Annotated in this window: 12 protein-coding genes; 2 read left to right on the plus strand and 10 right to left on the minus strand. The window is 45.6% G+C overall.

What is annotated here, in order from left to right; translation table 11 throughout:
- Positions 1-33: 33 nt before the first annotated feature.
- Positions 34-900 carry an AraC family transcriptional regulator gene (locus tag ITJ87_RS01345; protein ID WP_117966654.1) on the plus strand — a complete coding sequence of 289 codons (867 nt, stop codon included), beginning with the start codon at positions 34-36 and terminating at the stop codon, positions 898-900.
- A gap of 6 nt (positions 901-906) precedes the next feature.
- On the opposite strand, the gene ITJ87_RS01350 is transcribed toward ITJ87_RS01345, so the two are convergent.
- The 8 genes from ITJ87_RS01350 to ITJ87_RS01385 all read right to left on the minus strand — a co-directional run bounded on the left by ITJ87_RS01350 (position 907) and on the right by ITJ87_RS01385 (position 10,716).
- The gene (locus ITJ87_RS01350; protein WP_117966656.1) at positions 907-2,346 is read right to left on the minus strand and encodes a PAS domain-containing sensor histidine kinase; all 1,440 of its coding nucleotides are present in this window, start codon (positions 2,344-2,346) and stop codon (positions 907-909) included.
- Between the two features lie 20 nt (positions 2,347-2,366).
- On the minus strand, positions 2,367-3,488 hold the full coding sequence (locus ITJ87_RS01355) for a sensor protein KdpD (protein WP_117966659.1): 1,122 nt from the start codon (positions 3,486-3,488) through the stop codon (positions 2,367-2,369).
- 112 nt (positions 3,489-3,600) lie between these two features.
- A complete protein-coding gene (locus tag ITJ87_RS01360) occupies positions 3,601-4,356 on the minus strand; it encodes a hypothetical protein (protein WP_034529308.1) in 756 nt (251 codons plus the stop codon).
- Positions 4,357-4,502: 146 nt separating this feature from the next.
- On the minus strand, positions 4,503-5,075 hold the full coding sequence (locus ITJ87_RS01365) for a K(+)-transporting ATPase subunit C (RefSeq protein WP_005824709.1): 573 nt from the start codon (positions 5,073-5,075) through the stop codon (positions 4,503-4,505).
- 12 nt (positions 5,076-5,087) lie between these two features.
- The gene (gene kdpB, locus ITJ87_RS01370; protein WP_117966662.1) at positions 5,088-7,136 is read right to left on the minus strand and encodes a potassium-transporting ATPase subunit KdpB; all 2,049 of its coding nucleotides are present in this window, start codon (positions 7,134-7,136) and stop codon (positions 5,088-5,090) included.
- Between the two features lie 30 nt (positions 7,137-7,166).
- A complete protein-coding gene (gene kdpA, locus ITJ87_RS01375) occupies positions 7,167-8,873 on the minus strand; it encodes a potassium-transporting ATPase subunit KdpA (RefSeq protein WP_117966695.1) in 1,707 nt (568 codons plus the stop codon).
- A gap of 18 nt (positions 8,874-8,891) precedes the next feature.
- Positions 8,892-8,972: a K(+)-transporting ATPase subunit F gene (gene kdpF / locus ITJ87_RS18940; protein ID WP_055305132.1), complete on the minus strand. Its 81-nt coding sequence runs from the start codon at positions 8,970-8,972 to the stop codon at positions 8,892-8,894.
- A 385-nt stretch (positions 8,973-9,357) separates the two neighbouring features.
- Positions 9,358-10,716: a sigma-54 dependent transcriptional regulator gene (locus ITJ87_RS01385; RefSeq protein ID WP_117966665.1), complete on the minus strand. Its 1,359-nt coding sequence runs from the start codon at positions 10,714-10,716 to the stop codon at positions 9,358-9,360.
- 306 nt (positions 10,717-11,022) lie between these two features.
- Between ITJ87_RS01385 and ITJ87_RS01390 the strand changes: the two genes are divergently transcribed.
- Positions 11,023-12,357, plus strand: coding sequence for an aspartate kinase (locus tag ITJ87_RS01390; RefSeq protein WP_117966698.1), 1,335 nt, complete (start codon positions 11,023-11,025; stop codon positions 12,355-12,357).
- Here the strand turns inward: ITJ87_RS01390 and ITJ87_RS01395 are convergent.
- Together ITJ87_RS01395 and ITJ87_RS01400 are read right to left on the minus strand one after the other, a co-directional pair.
- On the minus strand, positions 12,354-13,145 hold the full coding sequence (locus tag ITJ87_RS01395; RefSeq protein WP_117966667.1) for an SGNH/GDSL hydrolase family protein: 792 nt from the start codon (positions 13,143-13,145) through the stop codon (positions 12,354-12,356). The two genes, ITJ87_RS01390 and ITJ87_RS01395, sit on opposite strands and share 4 nt — an antisense overlap.
- An 18-nt stretch (positions 13,146-13,163) precedes the next feature.
- Positions 13,164-14,351: an AGE family epimerase/isomerase gene (locus ITJ87_RS01400; RefSeq protein ID WP_117601306.1), complete on the minus strand. Its 1,188-nt coding sequence runs from the start codon at positions 14,349-14,351 to the stop codon at positions 13,164-13,166.
- Positions 14,352-14,354 lie beyond the last annotated feature (3 nt).

Consider the following 14,354-nt stretch of genomic DNA (forward strand, 5'->3'; position numbering starts at 1 on the left):
CAATTTTCAGTATAACCTGTAATTTTGTCTGTTATGGATACCCAACAAGAACGTTTATCCCACTTAGACCGCGCATTGTCAAACGGAGAAAACATTTGTAGTTCAGAAGGTATGCTCTGCTCCTTTCCTGCCTCCCTGAAAAAACCTTTTATGATTAATGGAGCAGGACTGATGGTCTGCCGCCAAGGCAACTTCACCTTTTCACTTAACATGAAAGCATTCTCGGCCCAAGCTGGCGAAACAGTTTTCATCCCGGAAGATTCTCTCTTCCAAGTGTTGAGCGAATCGGAAGACCTGCAACTATTCATATTCATTTACCAGATAGAACCGATACGGGACATCATAGGCAATTCAGTGGCAGCCATGTACCTATACATGCAGCTCCGGACTGAACCATGCTACGTATGGAACACCGGAGATGAAGAAGAAGTTTTGAAATACATGTCCCTATTGGACAATACCCTGCACTTGGACAACAACACCTTTAATGATTACGAACAAAGACTGCTTCTACTGGGACTTACATACCGCATCTGTTCCATTTACAACCGTAAACTGATGAACCTAAAAACAACGGTTGGCCACAAACATGAAATCTTTATCCGGCTGATTCAGCTGATAGATGCACACTACACGGAAGAACGCGGCGTAGAGTTTTATGCAGACAAACTCTGCTTGTCACCCAAATACCTCTCTGCACTATCCAAGTCCGTCTGCGGATTCACGGTGCAGGAACTGATATTTAAATCCATCATCCGTAAAAGCATCTCACTACTCAAGAACACCCAGAAAAACATCCAGGAAATCGCCGACTTCTTCAATTTTCCCAATGCTTCTTATTTTGGAACATTCTTCAAGAAACAAACCGGCATGTCTCCGCAACAGTACCGTAAAAAATAGAAAACGTTACGCTTTCAACCGGATAACGAAGCGACTCCCCTTACCCAGCTCACTCTGGACAGCCAATGTACCGCCATGAGCTTCCACAAAGTCTTTCGAAATGGAAAGTCCTAAGCCACTACCTTGCACTTTAGTGCCCGGCACTCGGAAATAACGGTCAAAAATGCTCTGGTGATAACGCGGGTCGATACCTTTTCCAAAATCCTGCACATACATTTCCACAAAATCCTCGTCATGCTTGGCGCCGATAACCACCCTCCCGTTCTCTTTGGAATAGCGGATAGCATTACTCAACAAATTGGTGAGTACCCAAGCAATCTTTTCGCTATCGACAAACAATTTAGGCATTTTTTCTTCCGGATACTCCACTTCTATCTGAATGCCGAATTTATCAGCTTGTACCTGATTGGCCTTGATAGCATACTCTATCAGTTCAATGGGCTTCGTTATCTTAGGCATCATCTGCAATTTACCGGCTTCCACCTGCGTCATGTTCAATAATTCCCCGGTAATCCCAAGAAGGCGATCAGCATTTTCCTTGATGCTGTTCGACAATTGCTCCTGTTCGTCGTTCAACACCCCTACCCGCTTGTCCTCCAACAACTGCAGACTCATCAGAATAGCGGATATAGGCGTTTTCAGTTCATGAGAAATAGTCGAGATAAAAGTAGTCTTGGCACTGTCCAGTTCTTTGAATTCTGTAATATTTTTCAGTAAAATTACATCACCAAGATTATGAGGTTCGTCATCATCAGCCTCTGTATTTATAATGGTAATGTAAGAAGCTTTAAAATAACTCTCCTTATTGTCTGCATAAATTTTCAACGGTTCTTTCTTTTCACCCGGAGTTACCAATTCACGAACTAAACGGCGAAGCAAATCATTCTTCAAAGAAAGCTCCTCAGCCGAACGGCGAATTACCTCTTCCCGTTTTAAATTCAGCACAGTTAAAGCCTCATTATTGATAAAGAGAATTTCCCTATTACGGTTCAAGCCAATAATAGGTTCATCAATACTATTCACAATAGCTTCTAGAAATTTCTTAGCAGAAAGTATGTCGTTCAGCGTACTGGCGCGATACTCCGTCAGTCGTTCCGCCATCCGATTAAAACCATCAGCCACTTCACGAAACTCTTCGTGTCCACTCATATCCAGACGTTTCTCATAATTATGGTTCGCTATTTCAAGAATCCCACGTGTCAGTTCTTGAATAGGTTTGCTGATGGAACGGGGAAGCCATACCAATAATATGATACTGGCAAAAATACACACCCCACCTATCACAGAAATCCAGAGCAATGCACGTTGCAATCCCGGTACAGCAGCAGGACTATCCGGCTCCGTAGCCGTCAGTATCTGTAGATTCACCACAGAAAGAGCAACTAGCAAAATAATCATTCCAGCCAACACCCCTACGCTGAGTATCAATTTTGTACGAATATTCATAATGTTCCTAAGAATTAATATTATGCAAGTATAATCAAATCTATGTTTACTTGTGCCAAATCACGCACAAATTTTCGGTATTTCAATATCATAAACAATGATTTCGGAAAAGAAAGTGACGGACTTCCCATGCAGACAGTTGTTATCTGTTTCTCCCTACAAGTATCCACAATGCTTCCCAACACATCCGACGATTGTACCTGAACAACCTCCCCCCCCAGTTCAGTCACCAATTTGAAGTGGTTCAACAAATACCTTTGATTTGCCAGACCGATACGGTCAGTACTTTCTCTGGGAGTCTGTACATAAAGGGCGACAAACGAAGTATTGTAGCGGGTTGCCAAACGTGCAGCTTTACGAATAATGCGTCGTGGTGTTTTCTCGTTGCTGCTGATACATGCCAGAAACTTCTCATGACGGACTCCCACACTGGTAACCACCTCATTCTCCACCTTCTTTTCCACCCGTAAAGCCACCTCTTTCAAAGCCAGTTCACGTAATTGGAGAATATTTTCCGTTTTGAAGAAATTGTTCAAGGCAGTAGGGACCTTTTCCGGTTTGTAAATTTTTCCAGCTTTCAGACGGGCTATCAATTCTTCCGCAGTCAAGTCAATATTCACCACCTCATCTGCCTCTTGCAAAACGCTATCGGGAATACGTTCCTTCACCTCAATACCCGAAATGCCCTGCACTTCTTCATTGACACTCTCAATGTGCTGGATGTTAACGGCGGAAATCACATTGATACCCTCATCAAGCAAATCCATCACATCCTGCCAGCGTTTCTCATTCCGGCTACCTTCCACATTGGTATGTGCCAGTTCATCCACCACTACTATCTCAGGGTGTATCTGGATAACGGCATCCAAATCCATTTCTTCCAGCTCTTTCCCTTTATAGAATATCTTACGACGAGGAACAACGGGCAATCCTTCCAACATGGCATCCGTACCGGCACGCCCGTGTGTCTCTATATAGCCTATCTTCACATCTACTCCGTTGTCAAGTAACTCGTGTGCTTCCTGAAGCATACGATAAGATTTACCTACACCGGCAATCATGCCGATGTAGACTTTGAACTTGCCACGCCGCGACTTTTTAATCAAATCAAGAAAATGCTGTACGCTTTCTTCCCTACTCATTTCTTCTGTTTTTTTACTTGTCCTATATATGCCATATAACCCGTAACGATCATCACGACCGCCACGGGCATCCAACACTAATTCATGAGTTCTAAAGTTATATCTAAATAAATCATGGCCTTAAAGTAAAGCCGAATACCAGATGTGCATCTTCCATACGAGGGTTCCAAATGGCTTGTGCAAATACAGGTATTGAGAAATTGTCAGTAATCTTGATTTCCGTAATACCTTTCAGTGCCACATTGGTTACGGCAAACCCGCTGTTAGGAACGCCATATACTCCTACCCCAGCTTCATAAGGCAGAAATCCGCAAGTCAGGTTCAAATCTACAGACTTAACACTGAACGGATAGTTGAGTTCAACATACGAAGAATAATTCTGCCTGCCTTTGTCATCTTTGTCAGCTCCGGCAAACATAGTGTACCAAGCGATTGACAAAGGAAACTTTTCAACCGGCAATGTATAGGCTAATCCCGCTTCAAAGTGATGAGCTGTTTCGTGGCTCTTAAAATTAAAATACTTTCTTGCTCCTTGTCCGCCCCACCACAAGCTGGCAACAGAAAAAGTTAGACCTGATTCTCCCAAAGCATAGGCAGCCGTCAAATCAATCTCCTTAGCCGCAGCCCCTTCTCCTGAAGAAACTCCGTCAAAATCGGTAGAGCCCCATGCCGTCAAAGAAAAATCACCGACCCCAAAACCCAAAGTGGGCTGAAAACTGACTCCCGTCTGGTAAAAGCCGCGCCAAACATAAGAACTGACTAAATCACCTTGTATTGTAAATTCCTGAGCTTGCACTTTGCCGGTTCCCATAAAACAAGCAGCTACCATACTCGCAAAAACTAGAATTGATATTTTTAAACTTTTCATATCCAACTATTTATTTACCATTACTAATCAATCGTTGAAAGGCAGGAAGGAAGTTTCGGCTCCCCCTGTAAAATGACAGTCTTTCGCTGCCTGAACAGAAATACTTCCGCTCCTGCCCATAACACATGACAAACACAACTAAAAAATTATTTATTCTGATCGGCTTCTTCTAATGCAATGTTCAGTTCCAGCACATTGACAGTTTCCGTACCAAACACCCCCAAAAAGGGTTTGCTGATGTTCTTGTCTACAATGGCTTTCACTTCAGCCTCGTTCATGCCACGTGCCTGAGCCACACGCTTCACTTGTACATAAGCACAAGCAGGTGTGATATGTGGGTCTAGACCGGAACCACTGGCGGTTACCATTTCAGCAGGCACATCCTTGCGGCTCAGATAAGGATGATGTACCAGAAAAGTATCGATACGGGCTTCCACTTCTGCCAGGTATTCATCGTTCGTAGGTCCTTTGTTACTACCACCTGAAGCATCGGCTGTATAATCACCCGCAGATGGGCGTCCCCAGAAATAAATATCTTGCGTAAACATCTGGCCTACATTGGCTGCACCTACCACTTTACCATTGAGTGTTGCCACCTCTGCATTTCCCTTGTTGGGACCGGCGAACTGTGCAAATATCCACAAGACAAGGATATAGAACAGAGAGAAAAATATGCAAAATGCAATTGTTATTTTAAATGATTTCCAAAGAGTTTTCATTTTATCCAAGTTTTAAAAAAACAGACTAACTATCATATCTATCAGTTTGATGCCGACAAACGGAGCAATGACGCCACCCACACCATAAATCAACAGATTGCGACGAAGTAGCGCACTGGCACCGATCGGCTTATACTGAACACCTTTCAAAGCCAACGGAATCAAGATAGGAATAATGATAGCGTTGAATATGACAGCCGAGAGAATGGCCGTTTCAGGGCTATGCAGTCCCATAATGTTCAGAGGAGCCAACTGAGGGATGGCTACCATAAACAAAGCAGGGATAATAGCAAAGTACTTGGCAACGTCGTTCGCAATGGAGAAGGTAGTCAACGTACCGCGTGTCATTAACAACTGTTTGCCAATCTCCACAATTTCAATTAGCTTCGTCGGATCGTTGTCAAGGTCCACCATGTTACCAGCTTCTTTGGCTGCCTGCGTACCGCTGTTCATTGCCACACCCACATTAGCTTGTGCAAGGGCGGGAGCGTCGTTTGTACCGTCACCCATCATAGCCACCAGCTTACCGGCCTGCTGTTCTTTTTTGATATATTCCATCTTGTCTTCCGGCTTGGCTTCAGCAATGAAATCATCTACTCCAGCTTTCTCTGCAATATATTTGGCTGTCAAAGGGTTGTCACCGGTCACCATCACAGTTTTCACACCCATCCTGCGAAGACGCTCAAAACGTTCTTGAATGCCCGGTTTGATAATATCCTGCAACTCAATTACCCCAGTAACTTTCTGATTGACACATACCACCAGCGGAGTTCCACCGTTGCTGGTAATTACAGCAATCACCTCTTCAATCTCTTTCGGGAACTTGTTTCCGGCATTTTCCACAATCTTGCGAATAGCGTCGAATGCGCCTTTACGTATCTGAGTACCATCCTGCAAATCCACACCCGAACATTTTGTTTCGGCTGTAAACTTAATCATATGAGCACCGGTAGTATTCAAATCACGCATACGATGACCGTTTTCACGTCCCAGTTCAATGATAGACTTACCCTCCGGAGTCTCGTCAGAAAGTGAGGACAACAAGCAAGCCTCTACGAACAAATTCTCGTCAACACCCGAAGCCGAATGAAACTTGGTGGCTTTACGGTTACCGATTGTAATGGTGCCGGTCTTGTCAAGCAACAAGGTATCGATATCACCGGCTGTTTCTACTGCCTTACCGGATTTTGTGATTACATTAGCGCGCAAAGCACGGTCCATCCCCGCAATGCCGATGGCAGAAAGCAGTCCGCCGATAGTAGTCGGTATCAAGCAGACAAACAAAGAAATGATGGCTGCAATGGAGATATAAGTTCCCGGATGGTCGATATTCGTATAGTCGGCCATAGGAATCAACGTCACACATACAATGACGAATACCAAGGTGAAACCGGCCAGAAGAATAGTCAATGCTATCTCGTTCGGAGTCTTCTGGCGAGTAGCGCCTTCTACCAAAGCAATCATCTTGTCAAGAAAGCTCTCACCCGGTTGCTGCGTCACCAGTACCTTGATTTTATCAGAAAGAACTTTTGTACCACCAGTTACGGAACTCTTGTCACCACCGGCCTCACGGATTACCGGAGCAGATTCACCGGTAATGGCACTTTCATCAATGGAAGCCAAACCTTCCACAATCTCACCGTCGGCAGGAATCGTATCTCCCGCTTCACAAATAAAATAGTCACCTTTCTTCAAACGTGAACTGCTAACGGTATGGATCTTACCGTCAACCAGCACTTTAGCCGGAGTCTCTTCACGGGTTTTACGCAAGCTGTCAGCTTGGGCCTTACCACGCGCTTCAGCAATGGCTTCAGCAAAATTAGCAAACAGCAACGTCACAAACAAGATGATGAATACCAAGAAATTATATCCGAACGCTCCATATTCCGAAGTACCTAATGAAAGGAAACAGACAATCAGCATGACAACCGTTACGACTTCCACCGTAAACATAATCGGATTCTTTATCATCACCCGTGGATTCAGCTTCACGAATGATTGCTTCAAACTTTCCATTACTTGCTCCTTCTGAAACAGAGAAGCTGATTTATTATCTTTCATACCTATGAAATTACTTTTTACAAACTACTATTACAAACTGAAATGTTCAGCAATCGTACTCAATGCATGTGCCGGGAAGAATGACAAGGCAGCCACAATAAAGATAACGGCAAAAGTCATCACACCGAAAGTTACTGTATCCGTCTTCAGCGTACCGGCACTCTCCGGAACATATTTCTTTCCGGCCAACAGACCAGCAATGGCTACCTGACCTACGATAGGCAAGAAACGTCCTAAAATCAGCGTCCAGCCGGTAGTATAGTTCCAGAAGTAAGTATTGTCGCCCAATCCTTCGAAGCCAGAACCATTATTGGCCGCAGCCGAAGTATATTCATAAAGCTGCTCACTCAGTCCGTGGAAACTGGGATTATTCAACCAGCCGCCTTCACCTGCCACAAATTCAGGATAATGAGCGAACAAAAAGCAAGAAAGTGCCACACCGCCCAAGATGATAAGCGGATGAAGCAGTGCCACAATGGTAGCAATCTTCATTTCACGCGCCTCTACCTTCTTACCGAGGAATTCCGGAGTACGTCCCACCATCAGTCCACTGATGAATACGGCGATAATGATGAATGTATAATAGTTCATGAAACCTACACCCACACCTCCAAACCACGTATTAATCTGCATGTTCAGCATTTCCATCATACCGGAAAGAGGCATCGTTGAATCATGCATACCATTTACAGAGCCATTGGAAGTAACTGTAGTCACAATACTCCAAAGAGCAGTAGCAGCAGACCCTAAACGGACTTCCTTACCTTCCATTGCTCCATTGTCTTGGGCAATTCCCATCTCATCAATGCGCAGATTACCTCCCATCTCCTGCGAAACGTTGATGCAAACACCGACAAGAAAAGCAAAAAGCATTACGCCGTAGATAGAGTAGGCCATCTTTCTGCGTCTGGTGTAAAAACCAAGTGCAAGGACCATTGCCATAGGGATAATCAAGATAGACCAGCATTCTGCAATGTCCGTCAGGTAAGTAGGATTTTCCAACGGATGTGAAGAGTTACATCCAAAGTAACCGCCACCGTTCGTACCCAATTGCTTGATAGGAACAATGGCTGCCGTAGGACCTTGTGAAACCAACTGGGTTTGCCCTTCCATCGTCTGAACTTCCAGCTTACCATCAAATCCCATCGGAGTACCTTGTAGAATGAGGATGAAGCCCACAATCAACGAAAGCGGTAATAATACACGTGTACAGCTCAAAACCAAGAACTTCCAAAAGTTACCGATAGTCTTCGTCGATTTAGCAGCCATACCCTTCATGATACCTGCCATAGCTGCCATACCGGTAGCGGCGGTAATGAATTGGAACAACATAATAACGAACAACTGTGTAAAATATGTCAGTCCGCTTTCACCGGAATAATGCTGCAAATTACAGTTCACCATAAAACTGATACATGTATTGAATGCCAGATCCGGTGTCTGGTTAGCGTTTCCATCCGGATTTAACGGCAACCACTGCTGTGTACAGAGTAGCACCATGCCCCATACAAACCAAAAGGCATTCAGAATCAGCAGGGCTTTCAAGAACTGTTTCCAGTTCATCTCTTCCTCCGGATTGACTCCGGCCACTTTATAAATCAATCTCTCGACCGGCTTCATGAAATCCGACCATGTCTTTTCGCCTTTGTAAACCTTGGCAATATACTTTCCCAGAGGATAGGATATCACAATCAGCAGAACAATCTGCAAGGCTACACCTAAAATTTCAGTGTTCATTTCTCCACTCTCCATTCATTAAAACTTTTCGGGTCTTATCAGCACATAAGTCAGATACCCGAACATTACAATACCTAATACAAATAAAGCTGTGTACATAATTCTCTCTTTTAAATCTTCTCAAACCAATCTACACATTTCCAGAAAAGCCAAAAGGCGAACAAGCCGCTCAATAGGCAAAAAATAAATGATACTGTTATTCCCATGTTTTTACCTTTTAAAATGTTACTACATATTTTTGTCTGCCGGGAATATGCCAAATATGTGCCAAAAAGAGCGCGCATGACATACATCATTAATTATCAACAAAATACAAACTACATAAGTATAAAAAGAAACAGGTTGCACCTTTTCATTTTGAAAAGGTGCAACCTGTTTTGATATGTTTTAGTCCATAGGCACTTTCTGCTTCTAAGACTGTTTCAAAAATAATCTTGCCACAGTCCTATATCGAAGGTACCTCAGTCGTATACTGAGCCCCCTATTATAGAAGGCGTTCTGAGATCTTGTATTCCTCAATCTTCCGATACAACGTCGTCAAACCTATTTTCAATAACCGGGCTGCTTCTGTCTTATTCCCCTTTGTATACTCCAGTACACGGGCAATATGCCGGCGTTCCATAGCTGAAAGTTCAAAACTGCCGGGACTTGAATCATTGGAGTGTTCATAATGGGCATTCTGAATATCAAACGGCAAATCAGCAATGTCCAGATGTCCGCTCTCGCAAACAATCATACTACGTTCTATCACATTACGTAATTCACGGATATTTCCCTTCCACGGTTGGGAGTCCAATGCTTCAAGAAATGCGGGAGCTATTTCAACCACCGGACGCGCCAGCTGTTCAGCAAAACTCTTTATAAAGGCCTTCGCCAACAGCCGGATATCACCTGCACGTTCGCGCAATGGCGGCAGATGTATCTGAAATACGCTTAATCTATAAAACAAATCCTCACGGAAACGTCCGGCAACAATTTCCTGGGACAAGTTGCGGTTCGTAGCGGCAATGATGCGGACATTGACACGGGTAGGTTTCGTATCACCTATCTTAATATACTCACCGGTTTCAAGAATACGCAACAACTTGGCTTGCAGTTCAAACGCCATCTCACCGATTTCATCCAAAAAAATAGTCCCATTGTTCGCTTCCTCGAACAGTCCCTTCTTATCCTTCAATGCACCGGTAAACGAACCGGCTTTATGACCGAACATTTCACTTTCCAGCAACTCCTTGCTGAACGAAGAACAGTTAACCGCTACAAAATTCTGCCGTGCACGCTTACTACTGTAATGGATGGCCTGGGCAAATACCTCCTTACCCGTGCCCGTTTCTCCAGTCAACAGTACAGGAACATCAGTTCCCGACACCTTCTGAGCTAATGAAACGGCATCCTTCAGAACTTTGGATTCTCCCAGGATAGAATCAAAAGAGTACGTCTGCCCCACCTTCTTCTCCAGTTTTTCCAACCGTACATTCATACGCGCTTTCTCTACGGCACGGCTTATCAGAGGAATAATCTTGTTATTATCGTCTCCCTTGGTGATATAGTCGAAAGCACCGTTCTTGATGGCTTGTACTCCATCGGGGATATTGCCATGCGCTGTCAGCAGAATGACTTCCACATTGGGTGCCGCCTTCTTGATAGCCAACACCAAGTCCACCCCATTTCCATCGGGCAGAAATACATCGCACAAAGCAACATCAGGATTTTGGAGTTCCAGTTGTTTCAGGGCAGCCCTACAATCACCGGCCTGACAGACATCATACCCCTCCAACTCCATCATACGCGTCAGAAGAGTACGGATTTGCACTTCATCATCAATGATTAGAATCTTACTCATATCTATTCGATAAGTTTTTAAACTGATAACGGTAAAAACAGGGGTGTGCAAATATAAGGCTTTTCCCGAATATCGACGGCACATCTTTTGAACTTTTATAAATGAAAGGACAAGAGCCTGCTACCAGCCAGAGCATGAATATCCCACCACGGCAATGCTACAACGGCATTATGCAGGCCAAGCTCAGGTGGCAAGCCCCGTCCTCCCCCCCCTTTCATTTTGGGAAGAGACCACCTAAAATGAAAAGCCGGAAGAAAGAACCTCCGGATGAATGCAATTATGAAACTGTTAAAAAAGAAACAAGAAATGAAAGTTTGTAAATTCGGCGGAACTTCCGTCGGCACCGTAGAGAGAATGAAACATGTAGCAACACTCATTAAAGATGCAACACCCAAGATTGTGGTACTGTCTGCCACCGCAGGCACTACCAACCATCTGGAGGAGATTGCCGCCAACTTATTCAACCGTGAAATGGAACAAGCCCACGACCGCATCACCCGGCTGGAATTCCAGTTCATCGAATTTGCCAATGGGTTGCTGACCGACGAGAAACTGAAACGGGAAGCAATAGATTATATCCTCGACCGCTTCCAGCAACTATGGAAATTTACCAAGAACTCTTTCACCTCCGTCGAAGAGAAGGAGGTGCTGGCACAAGGCGAACTTATCAGTACCGCTCTGATGCATTTCTACCTGCGCGAGCTGAAAATTCCCAATGCACTGCTTTGTGCATTCGACTTCATGCGTACCGGCCCCGACAACGAACCCGACTTGGAATATATAGAACAAAAACTCCGAGAACAGCTTGCCTGCCATCCCGGCATCAATCTCTTCATCACTCAGGGTTTCATCTGCAAGAATGCCTATAACGAAACAGATAACCTGAAACGCGGCGGCAGTGATTACACTGCTTCCCTCATTGGCACCGCCCTCCAAGCAGACGAGATACAAATATGGACGGACATAGATGGCATGCACAACAATGATCCGCGCGAGGTGTCAGGTACCCGCCCCGTGAAACGCCTCAGCTTCAACGAAGCCGAACAACTGGCCTTCTATGGTGCCAAGATACTGCATCCTTTCTGTATCGCTCCGGCACGCCTAAGGAATATTCCCGTCCGGTTGCTTAACTCTATGGAACCATCGGCAGAAGGCACGCTGATTTCCAACCTGCAGGACGACAATATCATCAAGGCCATAGCCGCCAAGGACCACATCATATACATAAAGTTCGAATCGAACCATAATCTGTGTCCCTATCTGTTCATCAGCAAGATTTTCGACATTTTTGCCAAGTACCGTACCCCCCTCTGCCTGCTGGTATCCTCCAATCTGGACATATCTGTGGCTATAGACGACTGCACTCGTTTATCAAACATCATCTCCGAACTACGCCAATATGCCCATGTATTGGTAGAAGACCGCATGACCATTGTCTCCGTGGTGGGCAACATGCAATGGGAATATGCCGGGTTTGAGGCAAAGATTATGGAGGCGCTAAAGGACATCCCCCTACGGATGATTTCATATGGCAGCAGCAATAATGATGTGGCATTCGTCATTAAGAATACAGACCAAAAAAGGGCTTTACAAGCCCTAAATGATAAGTTATTCCAACCGGAATATGCAGAACGGAACTAAAAGAAATGGTTCCGTATCTCCTTCGCGATGTAACGGCCCATCAGCTCCTGCCCCGGTTTGTCGGGATGCAACCCGTCGCGCAGATAGCGCCCGCTACCGGAAGGCTGCTCAAACTTTTCGGTGATACCACAGTTGGAGTAACAGTCTATCAGCTGCACGGAAAGCGCCCGGCACAACTCACGCAAGATGGCAATCTTCTGCAGATTCAGTGCATTGTGTTCGGGGTTGCCGGTCTGAATCGGCGTGCACACGAATACGCGGCATTGGGGATAATGCTCCAGAATGGTCTGAATGGACCAACGGGCACCGCCCGCCATGGTGTTGACATCTACTTCATCGAGCGTCTTCCCTTTAAGGGCCTCTTCGGCACTACCCAAGTTACGGTCATTCGTTCCCATAGAGAACACAAAGACATCGGGCGCAGGGTAAGCTCCACTTTCCACTTCGGCTATGAACTTCTGGATATGCACCTTTGACACGTTGTTGTGCCGCATCTGCAACTCATGCTTATCCTCCGTAGCCTGCCAACCGCTGGAGATGCCGGCAAAAGCTTCGCTACCATAATCCTGAGTATCGGGATGGCATGCCCATGTGGCAGAACCGACCGCCACGTTGTGATGTGTAGCGAATCCGAGTTTATCCACTACAGTCTTAGACCATTGTTCGCCTGCGGTAATGCTGTTTCCGTCGCACCCGAAGTTCAGCTTGCTGAAGTCCGGATAAAGAGATTGCGCGTGCAGCGCAATCCCCATCCAGACAAGAATCCCCAAAACCATCAATCTATTCATCTTCTTATGATAGAAAACCTATGAAAAACGTTCAATAATTTCCATGCACATACGTCCGTTGTGATACGGACATTTCCAGAACCCCGCCTTGTCATCATCGGTGTTCACCGTGCCGTCGGCACGCACGCTCCAATGCCATTCTCCGTACTTGTAGTCTACCAGATGCTGCTTGATGAAACCCCAGCATCGGAGAGCCTTCTGCATGGCCACTTCGTCATCAAAGTGCTGGTAGAGGTTGGCATGTCCCACTACGTTCTCGGCCTGCACCCACCAGTGGCGGTCGGTATCGGTCTTTCCCTTATCCAGAAAAGTCTCGTATATCATGCTGCCGTCGGGCGTCAATCCTTCATCGGCAGCGGCAGCGATGTATTCTACAAGTGGTTCCACTTTCTCCAGGAGCTCCTTATCGCCCAGAACAAGGGCAGCCTCGTGTATCAACCAGGAAGCTTCGATATCGTGCCCGTAGGAGACAATTCGGTACTTGCTCACCCAATCATCATTGAAGAACAATTCTAGATGGCCGGTCTTGATATTCAGAATCCGTTCAGTAAAAAGACCTATCAAATTACGAAGCTGCTTCTCCAGACGAGCATCCTTCCATATCCGGAAAAGGTTGGTATAAGGTTCCAAAATATGCAGATGGGTATTCATCGTCTTGCGCTCGTTCTCATCCTTGGCGCTGAGGCGCATGTCGGCTATCTCTCCCCATTCGCGGGTCAAGGCTTCACAATAACCGTTCTTCACGGGGTCGAAACTATGCTCTTCAATCGTCTCAAACAAGCGGATGGCATATGCCAGTGCTTCATCATCGCCCGTGGCACGAGCATATTCACTCAGCCCGTAGATGGCGAAACCCAAAGCGTAAATCTGCTTCTTGGTATCGAGCGGATTGCCTTTATAGTCGAGAGACCAGTAAACTCCGCCAAATTCATTGTCGTAGAAACGGTCGATAAGAGTGCGTTTGGCACGCGTAGCCGTTTCCAGATACTCCGGCCTCCTCAGCAAGCGGTATGCAGCCGAAAAGGTCCACAAGATGCGGGCGTTCAGGATGGCCCCCTTTTCAGCTTCGGGCTTCACCTCCTCTCGACCCGTGATACGGCCGTAGAAGCCGCCGTTCACTTCATCCGTCATTCTGTTTATCCAGAAGGGGAGGATATTGGAGACCAACTCCTCCTCCATCTCCTGCTTCATCTTCTTGATATCCACTAT

Source organism: Bacteroides sp. HF-162 (assembly GCF_015679285.1).
Classification (GTDB): Bacteria; Bacteroidota; Bacteroidia; order Bacteroidales; family Bacteroidaceae; genus Bacteroides; species Bacteroides uniformis.

Excerpts from the sequence above, each read along its gene's own strand:
- ITJ87_RS01345 (WP_117966654.1), top strand. The coding sequence starts at position 34 with ATGGATACCCAACAAGAACGTTTATCCCACTTAGACCGCGCATTGTCA.
- kdpB (WP_117966662.1), bottom strand. The coding sequence starts at position 7,136 with ATGAAAGATAATAAATCAGCTTCTCTGTTTCAGAAGGAGCAAGTAATG.
- ITJ87_RS01365 (WP_005824709.1), bottom strand. The coding sequence starts at position 5,075 with ATGAAAACTCTTTGGAAATCATTTAAAATAACAATTGCATTTTGCATA.
- ITJ87_RS01350 (WP_117966656.1), bottom strand. The coding sequence starts at position 2,346 with ATGAATATTCGTACAAAATTGATACTCAGCGTAGGGGTGTTGGCTGGA.
- ITJ87_RS01385 (WP_117966665.1), bottom strand. The coding sequence starts at position 10,716 with ATGAGTAAGATTCTAATCATTGATGATGAAGTGCAAATCCGTACTCTT.
- ITJ87_RS01360 (WP_034529308.1), bottom strand. The coding sequence starts at position 4,356 with ATGAAAAGTTTAAAAATATCAATTCTAGTTTTTGCGAGTATGGTAGCT.
- ITJ87_RS01395 (WP_117966667.1), bottom strand. The coding sequence starts at position 13,145 with ATGAATAGATTGATGGTTTTGGGGATTCTTGTCTGGATGGGGATTGCG.
- ITJ87_RS01355 (WP_117966659.1), bottom strand. The coding sequence starts at position 3,488 with ATGAGTAGGGAAGAAAGCGTACAGCATTTTCTTGATTTGATTAAAAAG.
- ITJ87_RS01390 (WP_117966698.1), top strand. The coding sequence starts at position 11,023 with ATGAAAGTTTGTAAATTCGGCGGAACTTCCGTCGGCACCGTAGAGAGA.
- kdpF (WP_055305132.1), bottom strand. The coding sequence starts at position 8,972 with ATGTACACAGCTTTATTTGTATTAGGTATTGTAATGTTCGGGTATCTG.
- kdpA (WP_117966695.1), bottom strand. The coding sequence starts at position 8,873 with ATGAACACTGAAATTTTAGGTGTAGCCTTGCAGATTGTTCTGCTGATT.